At 58.1% G+C, this 19,218-nt stretch carries 14 protein-coding genes and 1 tRNA gene; 6 read left to right on the top strand and 9 right to left on the bottom strand.

Annotation, left to right across the window (positions count from 1 at the left end):
- Nucleotides 1-2: 2 nt before the first annotated feature.
- The 4 genes from FHT82_RS05970 to FHT82_RS05955 all read right to left on the bottom strand — a co-directional run bounded on the left by FHT82_RS05970 (nt 3) and on the right by FHT82_RS05955 (nt 5,469).
- The gene (locus FHT82_RS05970) at nt 3-1,886 is read right to left on the bottom strand and encodes a glycosyltransferase family 2 protein (RefSeq protein ID WP_183727378.1); all 1,884 of its coding nucleotides are present in this window, start codon (nt 1,884-1,886) and stop codon (nt 3-5) included.
- Nucleotides 1,883-2,866 (bottom strand): UDP-glucose 4-epimerase GalE, encoded by a 984-nt coding sequence (gene galE, locus FHT82_RS05965; RefSeq protein ID WP_183727376.1) that lies wholly within the window; start codon nt 2,864-2,866, stop codon nt 1,883-1,885. The genes FHT82_RS05970 and galE overlap by 4 nt, the downstream gene beginning before the upstream one ends.
- 1 nt (nt 2,867) lies before the next feature.
- Nucleotides 2,868-3,878, bottom strand: coding sequence for a UDP-glucuronic acid decarboxylase family protein (locus FHT82_RS05960; RefSeq protein WP_348647588.1), 1,011 nt, complete (start codon nt 3,876-3,878; stop codon nt 2,868-2,870).
- 808 nt (nt 3,879-4,686) lie between these two features.
- On the bottom strand, nt 4,687-5,469 hold the full coding sequence (locus FHT82_RS05955; protein ID WP_183727372.1) for a response regulator transcription factor: 783 nt from the start codon (nt 5,467-5,469) through the stop codon (nt 4,687-4,689).
- An 870-nt stretch (nt 5,470-6,339) separates the two neighbouring features.
- Between FHT82_RS05955 and FHT82_RS05950 the strand changes: the two genes are divergently transcribed.
- The 6 genes from FHT82_RS05950 (at nt 6,340) to FHT82_RS05925 (ending at nt 15,533) form a co-directional block, all read left to right on the top strand.
- Nucleotides 6,340-7,323, top strand: coding sequence for a fibrinogen-binding protein (locus FHT82_RS05950; protein ID WP_183727370.1), 984 nt, complete (start codon nt 6,340-6,342; stop codon nt 7,321-7,323).
- Between the two features lie 136 nt (nt 7,324-7,459).
- The gene (locus tag FHT82_RS05945) at nt 7,460-9,529 is read left to right on the top strand and encodes a hypothetical protein (RefSeq protein WP_183727368.1); all 2,070 of its coding nucleotides are present in this window, start codon (nt 7,460-7,462) and stop codon (nt 9,527-9,529) included.
- 25 nt (nt 9,530-9,554) lie between these two features.
- A complete protein-coding gene (locus FHT82_RS05940; protein WP_183727366.1) occupies nt 9,555-11,825 on the top strand; it encodes a type I secretion system permease/ATPase in 2,271 nt (756 codons plus the stop codon).
- Between the two features lie 5 nt (nt 11,826-11,830).
- Entirely contained in the window at nt 11,831-13,180 is a 1,350-nt protein-coding gene (locus tag FHT82_RS05935) for an HlyD family type I secretion periplasmic adaptor subunit (protein ID WP_183727364.1), read from the top strand.
- Nucleotides 13,181-13,261: 81 nt separating this feature from the next.
- The gene (locus FHT82_RS05930; RefSeq protein ID WP_183727362.1) at nt 13,262-13,750 is read left to right on the top strand and encodes a hypothetical protein; all 489 of its coding nucleotides are present in this window, start codon (nt 13,262-13,264) and stop codon (nt 13,748-13,750) included.
- A gap of 136 nt (nt 13,751-13,886) precedes the next feature.
- Nucleotides 13,887-15,533: a GNAT family N-acetyltransferase gene (locus FHT82_RS05925; protein WP_183727360.1), complete on the top strand. Its 1,647-nt coding sequence runs from the start codon at nt 13,887-13,889 to the stop codon at nt 15,531-15,533.
- 74 nt (nt 15,534-15,607) lie between these two features.
- Here FHT82_RS05925 and FHT82_RS05920 read toward each other — a convergent pair whose 3' ends face one another.
- The 5 genes from FHT82_RS05920 to FHT82_RS05900 form a co-directional block, all read right to left on the bottom strand.
- Entirely contained in the window at nt 15,608-16,384 is a 777-nt protein-coding gene (locus tag FHT82_RS05920) for an anti-sigma factor (RefSeq protein WP_183727358.1), read from the bottom strand.
- Complete coding sequence (locus FHT82_RS05915; protein WP_183727356.1) at nt 16,381-16,908, bottom strand: RNA polymerase sigma factor; 528 nt, start codon at nt 16,906-16,908, stop codon at nt 16,381-16,383. The genes FHT82_RS05920 and FHT82_RS05915 overlap by 4 nt, the downstream gene beginning before the upstream one ends.
- Nucleotides 16,909-16,970: 62 nt before the next feature.
- Nucleotides 16,971-18,428 (bottom strand): YncE family protein, encoded by a 1,458-nt coding sequence (locus FHT82_RS05910; protein WP_183727354.1) that lies wholly within the window; start codon nt 18,426-18,428, stop codon nt 16,971-16,973.
- An 11-nt stretch (nt 18,429-18,439) separates the two neighbouring features.
- Entirely contained in the window at nt 18,440-18,925 is a 486-nt protein-coding gene (locus FHT82_RS05905; protein WP_183727351.1) for a DUF305 domain-containing protein, read from the bottom strand.
- A gap of 199 nt (nt 18,926-19,124) precedes the next feature.
- Nucleotides 19,125-19,201: transfer RNA gene (locus FHT82_RS05900), tRNA-Met, on the bottom strand.
- Nucleotides 19,202-19,218: the final 17 nt, after the last annotated feature.

Genomic DNA, 19,218 nt, shown 5'->3' with positions numbered 1-19,218 from the left:
CCTCACGCATTTCTGCTCTCCCAAATACCCCTTCCCATATGGCCGGCTTCGGCAAAGCCGTGCCACTTGAGACGGAATTTCACGATCCTGGTCTTGCCGCCGCCAAGCCCTGCACCGGCCACGGTAAATTGCGACTGGGTGAAGGTGACGAAGGGCTGGCCGTGCGAAAGCGCTTCCAAAGCGGTCAGCCCGTGATTGCCAAGCTGCGCGCCGCCGATCAGGCAGGCGACGAGACCGCTGGCGACGGCCAGCCTGAGGCCCTGCGACTGCGGCAGGAGCGGCTGGTCGTTCTCGCTTGCGTGGCGTACGACGACCAGAATTGCGAGCGACACATAGATCACCAGGTTGATCGCCGCGAATATCTGGAAGCCACGTGCCCCGCCGCCGTCGGCCGCGAGAGCCATGGCCGCGGCACATATGCCTGCCAACACGATGTAAGGTGCGATGACGCGCACCGGCAATTTGCGCTGCACCTGATCACCCTTCGGGGTGATGCGGAAATCCACGAAAGAGCCGGTCATATGATCGCGCAAGGCTGCGAGGCTGCCGGCTAGCGACCAGGGCCAGCGAAGCAGGATGAAGGCTACCCCTTCCCAGCCGAAAAGCTTTGCGTCGCAAGGCCGGAAGGTGCCTGACGCACGCCAGAAGATGGCGAATGCCGTCAGCACGATCGAAAGCGGCAGCGAATGCAGCAAGAATGCTGGATAAGTGACGTTGACGAAAACATGACCCGTGAGCAGAGCTGCGACCGGCAGCAGGAGCATCATGGCCATGAAGGCTGAAAACAGCGGATACCAGAGCTGGGAAAACAGGAACTGAAACTTCAGCTTCGGCGGCAGCCGGGAAACATACCTGCGGGAATATTGCAGGAGAATGGTGACCAGGCTGCGCGACCACTGGTACTCCTGAACCACCAGATCGACGAAGGTCGCCGGCCCGTCGCCATGGGCAATGGCATCGACCGCATGGACCCCGCGCCAGCCGCCGGCGTTCATCATCAGCGTGGTCGAATGATCTTCCGCAAGTTCGGGGCCGAGCCCACCGATCTCCCGCAGTGCGACCGTGCGCACGGCATAGTGGGAGCCGATGCAGAGCGGCGCCCAGCCATTATTATATCCTATTTGCAACGAGCCATGCAGGCTCGCTTCCGCATAGAGCCTACCGCGGGCAGCCCAGCTCTCGGACGCATTGGCATCGCAGATGCTGGGTGCCGAGACGTAGCCGACTTCGGGATCGCGGAAAGGCCGCAAAACTTCACGAAGATAGGTCGGCGTCGGTACATGATCGGCATCGAACTGAGCGACGAAGTCATAGCGCTCATAGCCGAAGTGATCATAGAAATAGGCGAGATTGCCTTCCTTGCAGCGCGTGCGGCGCGGCCAGACGGGGCGGTGATACTCGCTCACGCCCTTGCGTGTGGAGATCATGACGCCATGCTGCCCGCACCACCTCTTCGTCTCTTCGGATGGATCTTCGTCGGCGAGCCAGACATCGAACTCGACGTCCTTTTGATCGAGCATGGCAAGGAGCGTCTTGCGCACGACGGTGAAAGGTTCCGACGGCGCTTTGGTGACGACCATCGCGATGCGGCCCTTCGGCAGGCCTGCAGATGATCTGACCTGTCTTGCATCCAGGAAGATCAGGATGAAGTAGGCTGGCAGCAGCGTGACCCATGCAAGAATGAGAGTGACGAGCAGGAATGTAGGCCACGATACGATGTGGATGGGCTGAGCCCACCAAAGCCAGAAATAACCGAGCGCCGCCAGCCAGCAGAGGATGCCAAGCCCATAAGCAGCACGGTTCCAGCCGGAAAAGACAGGCTCGAACATCTCGGTCTTGGCGGCAGAAGACCGATATACGTGGTCTATTTCGGCTCTGGTGCTCACGCGATCACCTCCAGTCCGAAAGTCGGGCCGGCCGTGCGGATGATCGTATCGATATCCGAAAGCGCCGGTGTGAAATCCAGCTCCAAGCGGGCTTTTTTCGTATCAGCAAAAAGAACCGGCGGATCGCCTGCACGGCGCGGCTGATAGCGCACCGGCACCTTGTGGCCGGTCTTTCGTTTGACGGCATCGAGGATTTCGCCGATCGACGTGCCGCGGCCGGAGCCCAGATTGACGCTCAGCGAGTTGCCGCCGGCCAGGAGATGGCGAACGGCAGCGAGATGCGCCTCCGAGAGATCGCTGACATGGATGTAATCCCTGACGCAGGTGCCGTCTTCGGTCTCATAATCCGTGCCGAAAATGTCGAGACTGCCGATCCGGCCGCTGGCAGCGAGAAGAGCACGCGGGATCAGATGAGTTTCGGGATAGTGCCGTTCAGCAAGCTGGCCCTCCGGATCGGCGCCGGCGGCATTGAAGTAGCGAAGGGCGGCAAAGCGGATGCCGTAGGCTGCGGCATAATCCTCCAGCGCCATTTCGAAGATCAGCTTGGTCCGGCCATAGGGATTGACCGGGTGTTGCGGCGTTTTCTCGCCGACCGGCAGCATCTCCGGGATGCCGTAGGTCGCGCAACTACTGGAAAAAACGATCCTGTCGATATTGCGATCGAGGCAGGCGTCCAGCAGCGTCAGGCTGCCGATGACATTGTTGCGATAGTAGATGCTCGGCTTTTCGACGGATTCACCGACATAGGCGTTGGCACCGCAATGGATGACACAATCCGGCGAGTATTCCGCCATGACCTGTCGCAGCCTTGCACCATCGGCGATATCCGCCTGGATCAGCGGCCCCCACCGGACACTATCAATGTGTCCGGTCGAGAGATTGTCATAGGTGACCGGAACCATACCGGCGCGCGCAAGTGTCTTGCAGATGTGGCTGCCGATGAAGCCGGCGCCACCCGTAACCAGGATGTAGCGGGGCATCTCATACGGCCTCCACCACTTCCTTGCGGGTGAGCAGCGCATCGAAATAGGCTATCGTACGCTTCAGCCCGGTCTTCAGCTCCGTCGTCGGCCACCAGTTCAGATCTTCCCTGGCTCGGGAAATATCCGGCCGGCGCTGCTGCGGATCGTCCGCGACGGCCGGCAGGTAAACGAGGCGCGAGCGTGAATTGGTCAGATCGAGAACGATTTCGGCGAGATCCCGCACAGTGATCTCCGCCGGGTTGCCGAGATTGATCGGACCGACGCAGTTTTCGCCAGCATCGGCGAAACGCAGGAAACCGTCGACGAGATCATCGACATAGCAGAAGGAACGGGTCTGCCGGCCATCACCGTAGATCGTTATGTCGGTGTTGGAGAGCGCCTGGACGATGAAGTTGGACACGACCCGTCCGTCATCGAGGCGCATGCGCGGACCATAGGTATTGAAGATCCGGCCAACCTTGATATCGACGCCATACTTGCGGTGATAATCGAAAAACAGGGTTTCGGCGGACCGCTTGCCCTCGTCATAACAGGCGCGCGGACCGATCGGGTTGACGTTGCCGAAATAGGTTTCGCGCTGCGGATTCTGATGCGGATCCCCGTAAACTTCCGACGTCGAGGACTGGACGACCGTTGCACCGCTGCGGCGGGCCGCATCCAGCGTATTGACGGCTCCAAGCACGTTCGTCAGCAAGGTGCCGACGGGGTCGCGCTGATAATCCGGCGGCGAGGCTGGCGAAGCAAAGTTGAAGATGACGGACGCTTCCACATCATAGGGCTGCCGCACGTCATGTTCGAGAAGCCGGAAACGGGTGTTCTGCAGCAGATGCTCGATATTGACGCGGCGGCCAGTGTAGAAATTATCGAGACAGATGACCTGATGACCACGCTCGAGAAGCCGCTCGCAAAGATGGGACCCCAGGAAACCAGCGCCTCCATTGACCAGTACCGTCTTTGGCCGTGATGATGTCGATGCGGATGCAGGTTCCTGATAAGCTTCGGTGGGAATGAAACTACGCACTACAAACTCCTTCCCATGCGGTGTGGCCTTTCTAGACCCTTCTATATTTTTGGCTTCCTCTCTTCCGTCTCGATATCTTCTACATAAAGTAGTATCTATTGAATAACTATGCCGGTTATTCTTCAGAAGATTGCAGCCATGTTCAAAATGATAGGAGAATATCAATCAAGGTCAATTTAAAAACATGGGTACAATTCCAAATAGCTACTATAGAAAACCCTGGAGTTCCTTTGATTAATCCTTTTTAAAGGACTATTCTGCGAAGCTTTTCATTCGGCTGCCCTAGCCTCAGCCACGGAGCTGATATAAAGGAGCCGCCATCTACTGGTTTGTAAGGGCGCGTCACTATTGCCCAAATAATGGGGATGCCTAATGACAGCTCATGACCAAGTGCATGGCACATCGCCATGCAGACTTAATTCGTTGGCTTTGGCTGCAACGATTATTCTGGCGGCTATCGGGCCTATGTCCTGTGCGGTCGTCGATGCGACCACAGTCGGAAGTACGGAGAAGAATGTTATAGTAGCGCGCGTTCCGCACGCCACGAAGGCCTTCGCCTATAGCGCCGAACCGAAGATTACCGCTGCGACAAGGGCCAAAACCGCAGAATATCTCGGCTCTGCGCCCTACATCTGCTCACCGAGCGGCTTCGGCCAGAAATCGCGTTGCTTCGCCCGCTCATCCCTGATGGATTGATAGCCAGCATCGGCCCGAAAATCGGAATCGATTTTCGGGCCGATGCGTAGATTCAAAGAGTTAGAGCGTCCTTTTTGAGTCCGAATGGACGCATGGCGCTCTAGTGTGGCCACTTGCCAGAGATATCACCGCTGTCCGAAGTGTCGTTGAAGAAACGCGAGGCCGCTTCCGTACGATTTCTCACATTCATCTTCTTATAGATATTACGAACGTGGACCTTCACCGTGTTTTCGGACAGGTGAAGCTTATCGGCGATGATCTTGTTCTGCGTGCCCTTGCAGATCAGGTCGAGAATCTGCACCTCGCGCGTCGTCAGAGCCGCCATGCTGTTGCGGCGAAGTTTCAGCGCATTGGCACGCGCTGCGTCGACGGACTTCGTCTGGTACAACGAGGGCTCAAGCTGTGTCGTTGCCCGGTTGGACAGCCGGCCAAGAAGCGCGGACGGAAAATGCTCGCCACCCTTCATCAGCAGATCGATTGCCGCCATGAAAACGTCCAGGCGCAGATTGAGCGGCAGGACGCCATCGATGACGCGCGCCTCGACAAGGCGGCTGATATAGGGCTCCATCATGTCGATGGCTTCAACGACAAGGCCGATGGATGCGTCCGGACGGTTTTCTCGAACGGTCTGCATCGCATCGTGCAGCTCGGCGCCGGCGACATGATAGAACAGGACAAGCCGCATGTCGTGAATATCCTTCTCGGATATGGACTGCGCGCTCTGTATGCTTATGACATCGAAATTCGGGAATTTCTTCGCCAGTGCTTCAACCATGCATTCGGAGAACAAGTCCGCCTTGGCGATTACCAGAATTGTTTCTCCATTCGGACCCAGTCTTCTTGCCTGATCCGAATCTCCCACTTCCGACCCAACCATGAACATATACGCCTCCCCTAGCGCTACACTATACTCAAACTCGGAGCATCTACTCCCATTGGCGCGATGGCGGGTATTACATGCCGACGAACATTGCCCCTAGGCATGTGACCGCCTTATCTTTTAGGCATTTCTTAATTATGGTAATATGGATTTCAAAGGAAAGAAATGGCCCAAATGGGTTAGTTGCCACGAAGTTATATTTATTTTTGCCACTTTATGGTTGCATTTCGGACAAGAAACATACTAGCGGGCGGTATTTCAACTAGATCACGGTATAAAGCACCATGTATTAGTTCGAGACATACGAAAGCAAAGCGGTAATGGGCAGACGATATTTCAAAATAAGACGGAGAACCTTTCGAGCTTAACTTCGCATTATCCCAATCAGTCAAACCCGCCCGATTCCGAGGTAGGGGACGCTGTCCCGAATACGCACATGGCTTTTCGCCGGGCCAGCGATCCGGCACTGGCTTAGCTGGAGTAATGAACCGGCTTCAGATGCCTTAGCCCGAATTGATATCTATCGGGACCCATTTTTTTCCATCAATCTCTGATGGTCGCCAAAGCGGCGACGTGAAAATCAAGTATCGGCATGTGTTTTTGATACTTGGTCTTCTTTCGAGGGGACTCAAAAAGAAGTTCGACTGCATTGCTCGCGCTCACATCGAGTCCGGGGATGGATTTGTGCGTCTTTGTACTGAATAGGCACGATCCCAATACAGAATTTGGCCAACAAATCGCGATGAAACTGCAGGTGACAAGGTATCGAGTACATCTGCCGATGTTAACGCTCGGAGCAAGCGCGAGCAAAATCCCATTTGAGATGAGAGGGATTTCGAAAGCTGCTCCGGTTTTTTTCCTGGAGGAATTGAAATGCCCTATGATCCGAAGCCCGGTCAGGGCTCCGACGACGACACCGTGAAGGTGGGCGCCTTGGCCGACGGCCTTTCCAGCGCCATTAACTCGACAGAAATCGATGACGATTCAACGGGTTACGTCGGCGGAATCGCTAACGGCGACAATCGCGACAACACTGACAACAGCACAGATATCAACGTGAAGGCTGACGTCGACGTGAAGACCGACAACGGCGACAACCGCGACAACGAATACGACTGGTCCTACAAGTCCGACGACGACACGAACACCAAGACGACCACTATCAACGACAATGACACAACCACCACCACGAAGTCGGACTACGACTGGAGCTACGATTCCAAGTCTTACAGCGATAACGATACGACAACGATCAGCGACAACGACACGAAGACGGATATCGACACCGACATCAAGACGATCACGGATACCGACACCAAGACGACCACCGACAGCCTCAACACCAGTGACAGCTTCAACAAGACGGATACTGATTTTGCCGTCATCGATGATGTCAGGGACTTCGGAAACCTCGGCGTTGCCGGCCATGATCTCACCTTTGACATCGGGGATGACTTCTCCTTCACCCTCAATATCGACAATATCCTCAACGGTTCACTGTCCGGCGGAGGCGCCGACTCCGCGTTCAGCACTGTCCAGGCAAACCACCTCGCAGACCAGGATCAGGCCTGGAACATCGCGCAGAACAACAGCGATGCTCAGAACCACCTGAGTGCGGATGCCGGCACTGCCCATGGTGCTGACGGTGTCGACATGGACAGCAAGGGCTGGGACCTCACGGCGGGCGACGACGTCGCAGGCACTTCGACGGCAGATGCTTCCGCAATCCTCGCCAACTCGGGCTTCCATCTGGAACTCGTCCAGGGCGCGAACATGCTCAGCAATGCTGTGAACTCCAGCGTCATTGGCGGCAACTCGCATGTCTCCGACGTCGGCGAAGATACCAGCGGAAACTAACCTCCAAGACAAGAAAGGGCTGCACCGGCTTCGGCCGGTGCAGTTTGAATGCTTGCGTGCGAATTGACGAACAGCGCGGCTCCGACAGAAGGGTGCCGCACGGCAGGTCGTCTCTTCGATAGGGAGGGCCAAGGCAATGCAAATTGAGAAATTCTCAGAGATCATCGCCCATTTCATCGGCATATTCGAAACGACGACCGAGGAGATGAGGCTGCGCGCAGAACTGACGGAGGGTACAGGCCCTGCCGAAAATGATCCGGCGCTTGACGATCTGGTCGCCGCCACACCCACCTTCGCCTCCGATCTCGTGCTCAAAGACTACGATCCCGACGTCAACTACAGAAGCGTCAGCTATGAGATCGTCTATGGCGGGGCCCGCCGGTTCGGCCGCCCCTTCGAGGAAAGCATCGAGAAGCTCTCCGAAATCGCCCATCGCGACGTGCCCTTGCCCAGGTTCGGCAGCCCGCAGGACATTGATGTCGAGGCCGAGGAAAAGCTGGACGTTTTCAATGGTCCCGGATCGGCGATCGGATATGCCACGCAGATCAACGTTCTCTTTGACGACGATTATCTCGACATGACGGATGGCAACCATGCCCCACGCGATACGAGCTTCGTCACCGAACGACTGGCCGAGTTCAGCACTCGGACAGAAATCTTCACTCCCTTTGCCAGCCTGCAACGGACCGACAGCTTCGAGGGTGTCAAGCAAATCGCCGATGATATGGAGGCCTATATCCGGGCGGTGAAGGATTCCGGCCAGACGTCGGTCGGAACGGGCGAAACGCCGGCAGACAGTCCCGCAGACAACCCCAATGATCAGGCACATGATTTCGTGCTGGCGAGTGACGAGATCACTGGAACCTATATGAACAGCAGGCTCGTTTCCGAGGTTCCGGCGCTGGATGATCTGCTGCCGGACCGCGGCCTTGCCAAACTGCCGGAAGAACCCGACGAAACCCAGACATCCGTCGAGCAGCACGATCCTGCCTCAAGCAGCCTGGAGGTTACCGCGGGCGCTAATCTCGTCGCGAACATCGTTTCCGTCGTCAACACCGCGGTGATCTCTTCCGTGACGGCCGTCATGGGCGACTACCACCAGATCGATGCTATCACGCAAGTCTATGCCTACGGCAACAATGATGACATCGCATCGGTATTCCATTCCTCAGCCGATGCGGCCGAGAGTGCCGGTGTCGAAGCCTACAATATTGCAGGCTTCGAACGCAGCACTGTCCAACACGACCAGCCGCAGGGGGCGGTCGATGCAGATGGCGACCCCATCTTTCCAATGGCCTGGCGGGTCAGCGTCATCGAGGGCGACGTCTCCTTCGTAAACTGGATCGAACAGTATCATTTCGTCAGCGACAACGACACCATGACCGTCATGACGAGCGGCTCGCAAACGACGGTTCTGACGGGCGGCAATACGACGCTGAATTTTTCGTCCTTCTTCCAAATGGGGCTGCAGTACGATCTGGTGATCGTCGGCGGAAATGTCTACGATATCAACAGCATCACGCAGATTTCACTTCTCTACGACAACGACTGGGGGCGCGCCGAGGACGGCGTAGACGATGGTGCCACCATCCAGTCCGGCAACAATCTCATCTGGAATCTTGCGGCGATCCACAATGTCGGCGCCAATGACCGTTTCGAGACCATGCCCGACTATATGCAGGAGGCGGAGAAGGGGATCCAGGAGCGTGATCCGACAATGCCCGAGGGCTTGTCCTTCGATCCCAATTTCCAGGGCCATATCGGCCTGAATGTTCTCTACATTACCGGTAATCTCCTCGACATGACGATCATCAAGCAGGTCGCGGTGCTTGGAGATTCCGACGATGTGACCCGGGCTGCAGCCGAGCTTCTGAAGAACAACCAGGACGCCGTGGTCACGATCGATACAGGCAGCAATATCGTCGCCAATATCGCTGAAATCGTCGATTATGACAGCTTCGGCGGTACTACCTATGTTGCCGGTCAGCTCTATTCCGACGCCATTCTCATCCAGGGCGGGATCATAGAACACGATGCCACCCAGCCCGAGACGGCTGGCGAGAGACTTGCCAATGAGGTCATCGCCTTTCTCGATGACGATAGCCCCCAAGGCGCGGACAGCGGCGATGGCATCATCAACGGCGGGCATGACCTTTCATGGTCCTCCACCCAGCCCTCAGATGTAATGCAAGCCGTGGTCGCATGACCTGCGTATCCTGGGAGAGACCGCGATGAATCAAATCTCAAAACAGATTTTCGCCAATGGCAGCGCGCTCGACCTGCGTGGCGACAAGCCATCCTCGACAGCCGCGAATCCGCAGGATTTTCTGACCAAGGCCTGCGTTTCAGCGATCGACGATGCAGTGGACCATCTTCGCAAGCTGACTCGGGAGGCGCCACTTTCCTATCCCCATGAAGTCGAGGTTGGCGAGACTTTTGCTGAAGAGAAAGTGGATGAAGTGCAAGCCGTGATGCCGACCGAACGGTCTGAAAGGCGGCTTTCCGGCGACGTCGTCGACACTGCGGGGCCGGAAACAAAGCCTCGGCCGGCTGAAGAACTGCGGGAGACGCCCGGTATCGAAGCACGGCGGACGCCCGATGGAACCGGCGAGCTCAAGGCCAAGCCGGATATTCCCTTTGCAAAGACGATCGATGGCGATACCGGCCCGGTGAAAGAAAATGAGCGCCGCCTGCGCACAGGTGGCGGTGGCGGAGGCGGCAAGGAACCGGATTTCGGCGGTGGCGGCGGTGGCGGCGGTGGAAACAGCGGCTTCCACAAGCGCAGCGAGCCGGTGAATTTCGCTTTGAGCCTCGCCCGAGGCATCGCGGCCATCAGGCGCAACCTAGCAATCGTGATGGTCTTCACCGTCGCCATCAACGTGCTCCTGCTGGCGATACCGCTCTACCTCTTCCAGATTTCCGACCGCGTGCTGACCAGCCGTTCCATCGACACATTGGTGATGCTTTCGATCGTAGTGGTGGGAGCCGTCCTCATACAGGCCTTCCTGGATTCCGTCCGGCGCTTCATCCTGATGCGGACTGCCGTGGAACTGGAAGTCCAGTTGGGCGCGCCGATCCTCAGTGCGGCCGCTCGCGCCTCGCTGCATGGAAACGGCAAGGATTACCAGATCCTGCAAGACCTTCAGCTTCTGCGCAGCTTCCTGACTTCAGGAACGCTGATTGCCTTCCTCGATGCGCCGCTGATGCCGCTCTTCGTGATCGTCGTCTATCTGGTGCATCCGCATCTCGGCATCATCATCATGGTCTGCTGCGCCGTGCTGTTCCTGATCGCCTACCTGAACCAGAAATTCACGGCCAAACCATTCGCCGAATCCAACAACTATCTCAGCCGCGCGAATTTCCACCTCGATTCCATGTCGCGCAATTCGCAGATCATCAACGCGCTCGCGATGATCCCCGAGGCGGTGAAGATGTGGGGCCGTGAAACCGCCGGCTCGCTGAAATCCCATGTCGAAGCGCAGGACCGAAACATCATCTTCACCGGCATTTCCAAGGCCTGCCGTATGATCACGCAGGTCGGGCTTCTCGGCTGGGGCGCGCATCTGTCGCTGTCAGGAGAGTTGACCGGCGGCATGGTCATTGCAGCTTCGATCATTTCCGGCCGCGCGCTGGCGCCGATCGAAGGGGCAATCGAAGGCTGGCATCAGTTCAACCGATCGGCCGCCGCCTACGGCCGCATCAAGAACCTGCTGCTCACCTCGCCGCTCAACTTCCCGCGCCTGCGCCTTCCCAATCCGGAAGGCCGGCTCGATGTGGAGCGGATCCTCTTCGTTCCGCCGCCACAGAAGAAGGTGATCCTGAATGGCATTTCCTTCTCACTGAGGAAAGGCGAATCGCTGGCGATCATCGGCAATTCCGGCTCCGGCAAGACGACCCTCGGCAAGATGCTGGTAGGCTCAATCCTGCCGACCTCGGGCAATGTGCGTCTCGACCTCATGGATCTGCGCAACTGGGACCAGCGACAGTTCGGCGAAAGCATCGGTTATCTGCCGCAGGACGTTCAGCTCTTCCCCGGAACGATCAAGGCCAATATCTGCCGCATGCGCGACGACATCGAAGACCGGCAGATCTATGAGGCGGCCGTTCTTGCCGACGTGCACGAGCTGATCGCCGGCTTCCCACAGGGTTATGAGACCGTCGTCGCCGCCGATGGCGCGCCGCTTTCGGGTGGCCAGAAGCAGCGCATCGCGCTGGCACGCGCGTTCTTCGGCGATCCCAAATTCGTGGTGCTCGACGAACCCAACTCCAACCTTGACACACAGGGTGAAGCCGCTCTCGCAAGGGCGCTGATCCACGCCAAGAAACAGGGCATCACGACGGTTACGATCACGCAGCGCCCGGCACTTCTACAATGCGTGGACAAGATCATGGTCCTCAAGGACGGCACCGTCGCGATGTTCGGCGAACGCATGGAGGTCCTCCAGGCACTCTCCAAGGGCAATGGCCGCAACGGCCAGCAGACACCGCGTATCGAAGGGTAACGGCCATGGGAAAGAAGACGCAGGAATCCACCGGCCCGGTGCAGCTCGAATGGTACGGCGACGTGCCGCGCTCCATCCGTTTGCACAGCTTTGTCGGCCTGACGGTCCTTTTCTGCTCGTTCGGCGGTTTCGGATACTGGGGGGCAACCGCGCCACTTGCCTCCGCCATCATCGCCCAGGGCAGCTTCGTGGCGACCGGAAACAACAAAGTCGTCCAGCACCTTGAAGGCGGTATCATCAAGGAAATGCTCGTCAGCGAAGGCGAAAGCGTCAAGGAGGGCGACGTCCTGGTGACTCTCGACCAAACAGCCGCCTTGACCAACGAGCGAATGCTGACACTAAGGCGGCTGCGTCTGGAGGCAGTTGTTGGACGCCTCAGGGCCGAAGCACAGGGATCGCGTGAGTTCAAGCTTCCTGACATCGTCATGGCAGAGGCGAGCGACCCCGATATCAACGCCATCATCCAGAGCCAAAACGTCGTCTTCCACAGCAAGCAGGTCAAGCTCGAGGAGCAGCTCAACCTCATCGAGAAGAACATCAAGTCGCTGGAATACCGCTTCGAAGGCTACAAGGGCCAGCGCGAGTCCTTCGAACGGCAACTGGCGCTGCTCTCAGATGAGCGGGATTCCAAGGCAAGGCTCGTCAAGGTCGGCTATATGCGCAAGACCGACCTTCTGGCCATCGAGCGCGCCATTGCCGATGCGATGGGCGATATTTCGCGGCTGAACGGAGAGATCAACGAGAGCGAGGCGGAAATCGCCAAATTCCGTCAGGAAGCGATCATCGCCGTCAACTCCAACAAGCAGGCAGCTCTTGATGCGCTGGAGACCGCCGAATCCGACCTCGACAGCGTTCGTCAACAGTTGCACGAAGCTGCCGGCGTTCTGGAGCGTACGGTCATCCGTTCGCCAGTGACTGGTACCGTTGTGCGCTCCTACTACCACACCGCCGGCGGCGTCATCACCACCGGAAAACCGATCATGGAAATCCTGCCGGCCCATGTGCCGCTGATCCTGGAGGCGCAGGTATTGCGTACCTCCATCGATCAGCTTCACGAAGGGCAGACGGCGGCAATCCGCCTGACCGCCCTCAACAGGCGCACCACGCCGGTTCTGGAAGGCAAGGTTTTCTATGTTTCGGCCGACTCCATTGAGGAAAATGCCGGCATGTCCGTAAAGGACGTGTACATCGTGCGCGTACAGATCCCGGACTCGGAAATTGCCCGCGTTCACAACTTCCATCCGGTTCCCGGCATGCCGGCGGAGGTACTGCTCCAGACCTCGGAGCGCACCTTCTTCGAATATCTGAGCAAGCCGATCGCCGACAGCATGTCACGCGCGTTCAGGGAGCGTTAAATGCAGAAATTGCCGAAGCATTTAGCGAAATGATCTGATATAGTCTATGTATAACAAGCGCTCAGCCGAGGGATCTTTAGCATGCCGGCCATGTCCGATGTCTTATTGAGTGTTGGCCGGTTAAATTATGTCTGGACGAATACAGAAAGCCTTCTGATCTATATTATCGCCCACCTTCTCAACGTGGAGAAGGAGGCGGCGGTCGTGGTCTTCCTGACGCTCAACACGACACGCGCGCGCATAGATCTCGTCGAGCGCCTCGCAAAGCTCTCATCGACGCCTGCCGCGGACCGCAAGGCGGTTCTGTCTGCCATGTCCCGACTGAAGAAGGAATCGAAGATGCGCAACAAATACAATCACTGCATCTATTCTTTCGACGAGAAGGGCGAAATCTCCAGCACGCAGCTCATGCGCCTGGTCGAGGACGATAAGGAAATCCGCTACGGCAAGGTCGAACAGATGGATGACCGAGAGATGGAGCTTCTGGAGAAATCGATTGCCGAGATCGTCAATATCAGCAAGGCGCTCTGGGCCTTCATCCATGCGAGCCCGCGGATTGTGGCACTCTAGCCTTTCCGACCGGAAAACGTGGCAAGGGACTAATCCCATTTCGCATCGAGGAATCACCCGGACGGTTTATTTGAAGATCGATGTTTCACACTAAACTGGAATCTCCCGAATTAGGTATGGCGTATTGGGAGGGGGCATGCGCATCGATGTCATTGATACCGTCGCCGGTTTTGACGCCGTTCGCGACAACTGGGATCAGGTCTATCGAGACGATCCGGACGCCCAACATTTCCTTTCCTGGACATGGCTCAAAGATTTTCTTGGGCACCGCGGCCGGTGGTTCGTCCTGGCGCTGCGCCAGCGGGAGCCGGATGCTCCCTATGTCGCCTTTTTGCCACTGAGGTTGCTCACAAAACTCGATGAGCAGAGCGGGCTTTTCTACGACGAAATCGTCATGGGCGGGAGTTATTCGGCCGATTATACCGGCCTCATCGTCATGCCGGGCTACGAGCAAAAAGCCATCGCCGGCTTCGCCGCTTACCTCAAACAGCAGAACTGGACGCATCTTCGGCTGGAGCATTTCAGCGGGCCGCCGGAACGACGGGAAAAGATGATCCTGGCGCTGCAGGGGCCGCTCGTCATGTTTCGCGACAACGCGCCAACCAGCCATGACAATATCGACAATACGATCTGCCCGGTCGTCTCGCTGCCTGCAAGCTGGGACGACTATCTGGACGGCAAGATGAGCAGCCAGACACGCCAGAAGCTGCGCCGCTTCCTGCGCAAGCTCGACGGCGATGAGGGCTACCGGATGACCATGGCGACGCCCGAGACCATTGACCGGGACCTCACCATTCTCTTCGATTTCTGGCGCACGCGATGGACGGAGCGCAAAGGGCCGGAGCGGACGGAGCGGCTCATCAATTCCACGCGTGAAATGCTGATGGACTGCTTCAAGAGCGGCACGCTCGACGTCCCGGTCTTCTGGTTTCGCGAACAGCCGCTCGGCGCTCTCGCCAACATCGTGGACCGGCCCAAAAAGACGATCCTCTTCTATATCACCGGCCGCGACGAGAACTGGAAGATGCCGTCTCCAGGCCTCGTGCTGCATGGATATTGCATCCGGCGGGCGATCGAGGACGGCTTCAAATTCTATGATTTCCTGCGCGGGAACGAACCCTACAAATATGTCTTCGGCGCTGACGAGCGGCGGATCAGCTATACGCTTTTCCGGACACGCGACGGGCGCAATCTGGGCGGCGTCCTGCATCCACGCAGCGTCAAATATGTCTATGAGCGGGCGCTCGAAATGTATCGAAACGGCGAAAAGGCAAGAGCGGAAACGGTCTTCACGCAGGTCCTGCAATCCTCGCCGGGCCATGTCGGCGCCGAATTCGGCCTTGCCAACCTGCTCTTCGACCGGGGAAAGCTGACCGAAGCCCTTACCGCCTATCAGACATTGCTGGAACGCACCGCCGAGCCGCTGCCGATTGCACTTCGCCTTGGAGATACACAACTGGCGCTGAAACTCTATGAGAATGCAGTCGTGACCTTCCGTCGCATCGGCGCGCAGGCGCCCCATGTGGTGCAGGCCCGTTACAAGGAGGGTATCGCCCTCATCGCGGCACGCCGCCTCGCCGAAGCCGAGACAGTTCTTACCGCGATCCAGGATATCCACACGGACGATCCGGCCGCCATTCCCTATGCCCAGCTTGCTCGCATGGCGCTCGAGCGTCTACGCCTGCATAATGCAGCGCCGGCAGCCGATGAACAGATCCCCGAAGGCATGATGGGATTGCCTCTAAAGCGCGGCGGCGAGAAACGCCGCCCACGCATGCACTAAGTCTTTGTTTTCGCATGTCGTCATCGCAAAACCGCTTTGCACTTTCGCGCGACATGCTTCAGGCACGACAGAACTCAAGCACCGGTTTCGGTCTGATGCCTGATATCGTCGGCTAGCGGATGCAAGGTATCGGCCGGCAGGGCACCGACGAGGCTATAGCCCATGCCGCCGGACGCCCAGCTCCAACCCTCGACATTGCCCTGCGCATGCGGTGCCATGGGTTTGTTCTGATCGGCGACCATCGGGCGCGTCAGCATGACAAGACGTGTGCCGCGGTCATCGTCATACATCAGCATCAGTCCAGCGCCATGTGATGTCGAAATCATTCGGCCGCCCATCAGGCGATAGCCCGACTTAGAAAGATCCGGCAGCACCGGTTTGCGGCCCATGCGCTCGGTCGCCCAGTCGACGAGCTCGGCCGTACTGTCGGCGCGAAGCTCGACGGGTCTTGTCCTGTCGGGCGCATAGGTCGCGAAGCTGTCGGCTGCCTCATCGGCCAGCGCCATCATGCCCTCACTCGATTGCCTGTACATGCCGTGCAGCATCCAGCCGCCCGAACCGCCGGCAACGAGAAGAACAACGGCAGCGGCAGCCATGCGCCAGAAGGGCGGCCGGCTTTGCTTACGCATCTCCACCAGGTGGCGCAGGTTCAGGCGGCTTGGAACCGGCTCTTCCGCCACGGGGTTGAGCACGGCCCTTAGATCGAGCCGCTGCCTGCCGTAACTGTCGATCCGCGCGGCGATTTCGGGATGGGTTTCGAGATAGACCGAAACCTCGGCTTCTCGCGTCTCGTCGAGCGCACCATCCACAAAACCGTGAAGATCATCCTCGGTGATCGGTTTTACACTCATTTCACTCTCCGAAGATGGGCGGCTGGCCCCTGTACCGTCTGCCGCGGATTCTCCAATATCTGCCGCAGCCGCTCGCGCGCCCGCGACAGGCGCGACATGACGGTACCAATCGGGATAGCCAGGACTGCCGCTGTCTGCGAATAGGACAGATCCTCAACCGATACCAGTAGCAGGACGCTGCGCTGCTCTTCCGGAAGCTGCTCCAGCGCCTGAATTATATCGCGACGCATCAGATTATCTTCCTGTGTCGGCTGCCTGGCAAAGGCACTTTCGTCCAGCTTTTCAAAGGGCAGATGTTCGCCACGACGCGACATCTGTTTCAACCGGTTGACAGCCAGATTATGAAGGATCGCGAAGACCCAGGTGCGCGGATCGTCGTTTCGGCGATGGTGCCAATGAGCGATAACCCGCTCCAGACAATCCTGGACGAGATCGTCTGCCGCCGTTGCATCTTTCAGCAATCCGCGGGCATAGCGGCGGAGCGCCGGTATCATCGGTTCGACAAGCTGCAGGATATCACTCATGAGAGGCTTACCTTCAGGAGCTTCCGCCCGCCACCCTATCACAGGCGGCGGGCGGAAGGGATTTACTTCGCTTCGATCTGGACGACTTCACCGGGTCCACTTACGCCCGCAGCGGCGACAACGAGATAGCGGCGCTCGGTCTTCTCGTCGCTCTGGACGATCTGCCGGATGGGACCGACGGCGTTGACGATCGCCGAACCAGCCGGATTCGTCGTGAACGAAGCCAGCGGCTGAAGATCACCGGAACCATCAGCCCGGGTGGAGAGTGCAAGAATGTAAGGCTTCTTGGGCTGCAGCCCTGTCACCGATGCCTGCAGCACCTGCGACAGGCCCTGATCGAAAAGAGAGATACTGGTCGGTGCAACGCCATCCTGCTTTGCCTTGGGCGCGCGCAGGACAAGATGCGCCGCCTGGCCGGCAACGCCGAGCGGTTGGAGGTTCTGCATGCCGTCGCCCTCGGGGACTGCGTTGGGGACATAGTTGACGGCCTGCGGCGCCTGGCCGATTGGTATCGTGGTGATCACCTTGTTCGTCAATGTGTCGATCGCTGCGAGTGCATCGGCGTTTTCGAGACCCACATAAACGCGCGTGCCATCGCCGGACGGCCAGACGCCATGCGGAAGATTGCCGACTGATATCGTTGCGACCTGTTCGAAATTGTCCGTGCGGTACACCTTCACCTGGTTGAGGCCACCAACGGTGATGTAGGCAAAGTCGCCATTGGCGTTGTGCACGATGTTGACGTGATTGGTGATCGGTCCGGTATCGATCGTCTTGATGAGATCAAAGGGTGCCTCAGCGTCGAAGACCTGCGTCTTGCCGATATCCTTCAGGGTGAACCAGACCTGCTTGCCGTCAGGCGTCGCCGCAATGTTCGGGCAGAAGGGGCTTTCCTGCTTGATGTGACCGACGATCTGGTGATCGGCGACGGAAACGACAACGGTCTCGGGGTTGAACGAGGAGCAGATGTAGCCGTATCTGCCATCCGGCGAGAAGATCTGCATGCCCGGGCCGGCCGGCACCTTGATCTGCAGCTTCTCTTCATAGGTATGCGCATCGATGACGGAGATGTAATCCTCGCCGCGAACCGTGACCCAGACTTCGTTGCCATCGGGCGTAAAGAATGCTTCATGCGGCGAGCGGCCTACATAGGTGGTATGCTTTACGGCATTGGTTGCTGTGTCGATGAAAGTCACCGAATTCGAACCGATCGAAACGACAGCCAGTGTTTTGTGATCAGGCGAAAAGCCCATACCGTGGACCAGGACCTGCCCCCGATAGAGCGGGCTCAGATTGCCGGGCTGCGGATCCCCGAGACGGATGACGCCGAGCAGTTTGTTGGTTGAGGGATCGGTGACAGACACCGTGTTGGAGAATTGTTCGGCCGCATAGACGCGATCCTTGCTGCTGATGGGGATATCCGGATCAGAGGCGGCACCCGGCGCCTGGCCGGCAGAGCTTGTTAAAGGCGCCAGCATGGCGCCGGCAAACAGACTGAGGGCGAGAAGGCTTGACTTCATGACGGGTCCTTTCAGTTGCCCATTTTCATGTTCGGATCCATGGTCGGCGTCATCGACATGCCGGCGCCGGAAGAGACGGAGTTCTGCGGGGAAACTTGTGTTGGCGCCGGCTCCGAAGGTGGAAGCGGATCGCCGAGAGCCAGCCGCATCGCGGCGATTTCCTGCTGCTGATCGACAATGATTTCCTGGGCAATGCGCTTGAGCTGCTCATTGCTGCCATAACGCAGATAGGCCTGCGCCATATCGATCGCGCCCTGATGATGAGGGATCATCATCTCGACGAAATCCCTGTTGACGTCACCTGTCGGCCTGACCGCTATGTCGTTCATCATCTTCGTCATGGCGGCATCGTTTTCCGCCAGGAACGGCGTCTCGTCGGTCACCGCGGAGGTGATGTGTTGATGCGATGCCGGATCGTCGGCAAACGCGGAAACGGACAGGATCACGAAGATCGATCCTGCCAGCGGAAGGAATCTTTTTCGAGGAAAGACGTCCATGCGGGCTCCTTGTTGTGCAGAGCGGTTTCACGAACGTAGACAACAGAACTGCCGACTTATTCCGTCTGGCTGCGATTTTTCCGAGGGCCGGTGAGCTTTGACTGTGTGACTGGTGACCTGATGGGACAGGCAGCCAACGGTGAAGCCCAGAAACGCAAAAAGCCCCGCGGTGGGGGCTCTCTGGTATCACAGGGATCGTTGGTTGCGGGGGCAGGATTTGAACCTGCGGCCTTCAGGTTATGAGCCTGACGAGCTACCGGGCTGCTCCACCCCGCGATATTTCATTCCGGACG

Origin of the sequence: Rhizobium sp. BK275 (assembly GCF_014193555.1) — a bacterium.
Taxonomy (GTDB): domain Bacteria; phylum Pseudomonadota; class Alphaproteobacteria; order Rhizobiales; family Rhizobiaceae; genus Rhizobium.
The sequence above is the reverse complement of the archived record's forward strand: the minus strand, read 5'-3'. Positions and strand labels throughout refer to the sequence as shown.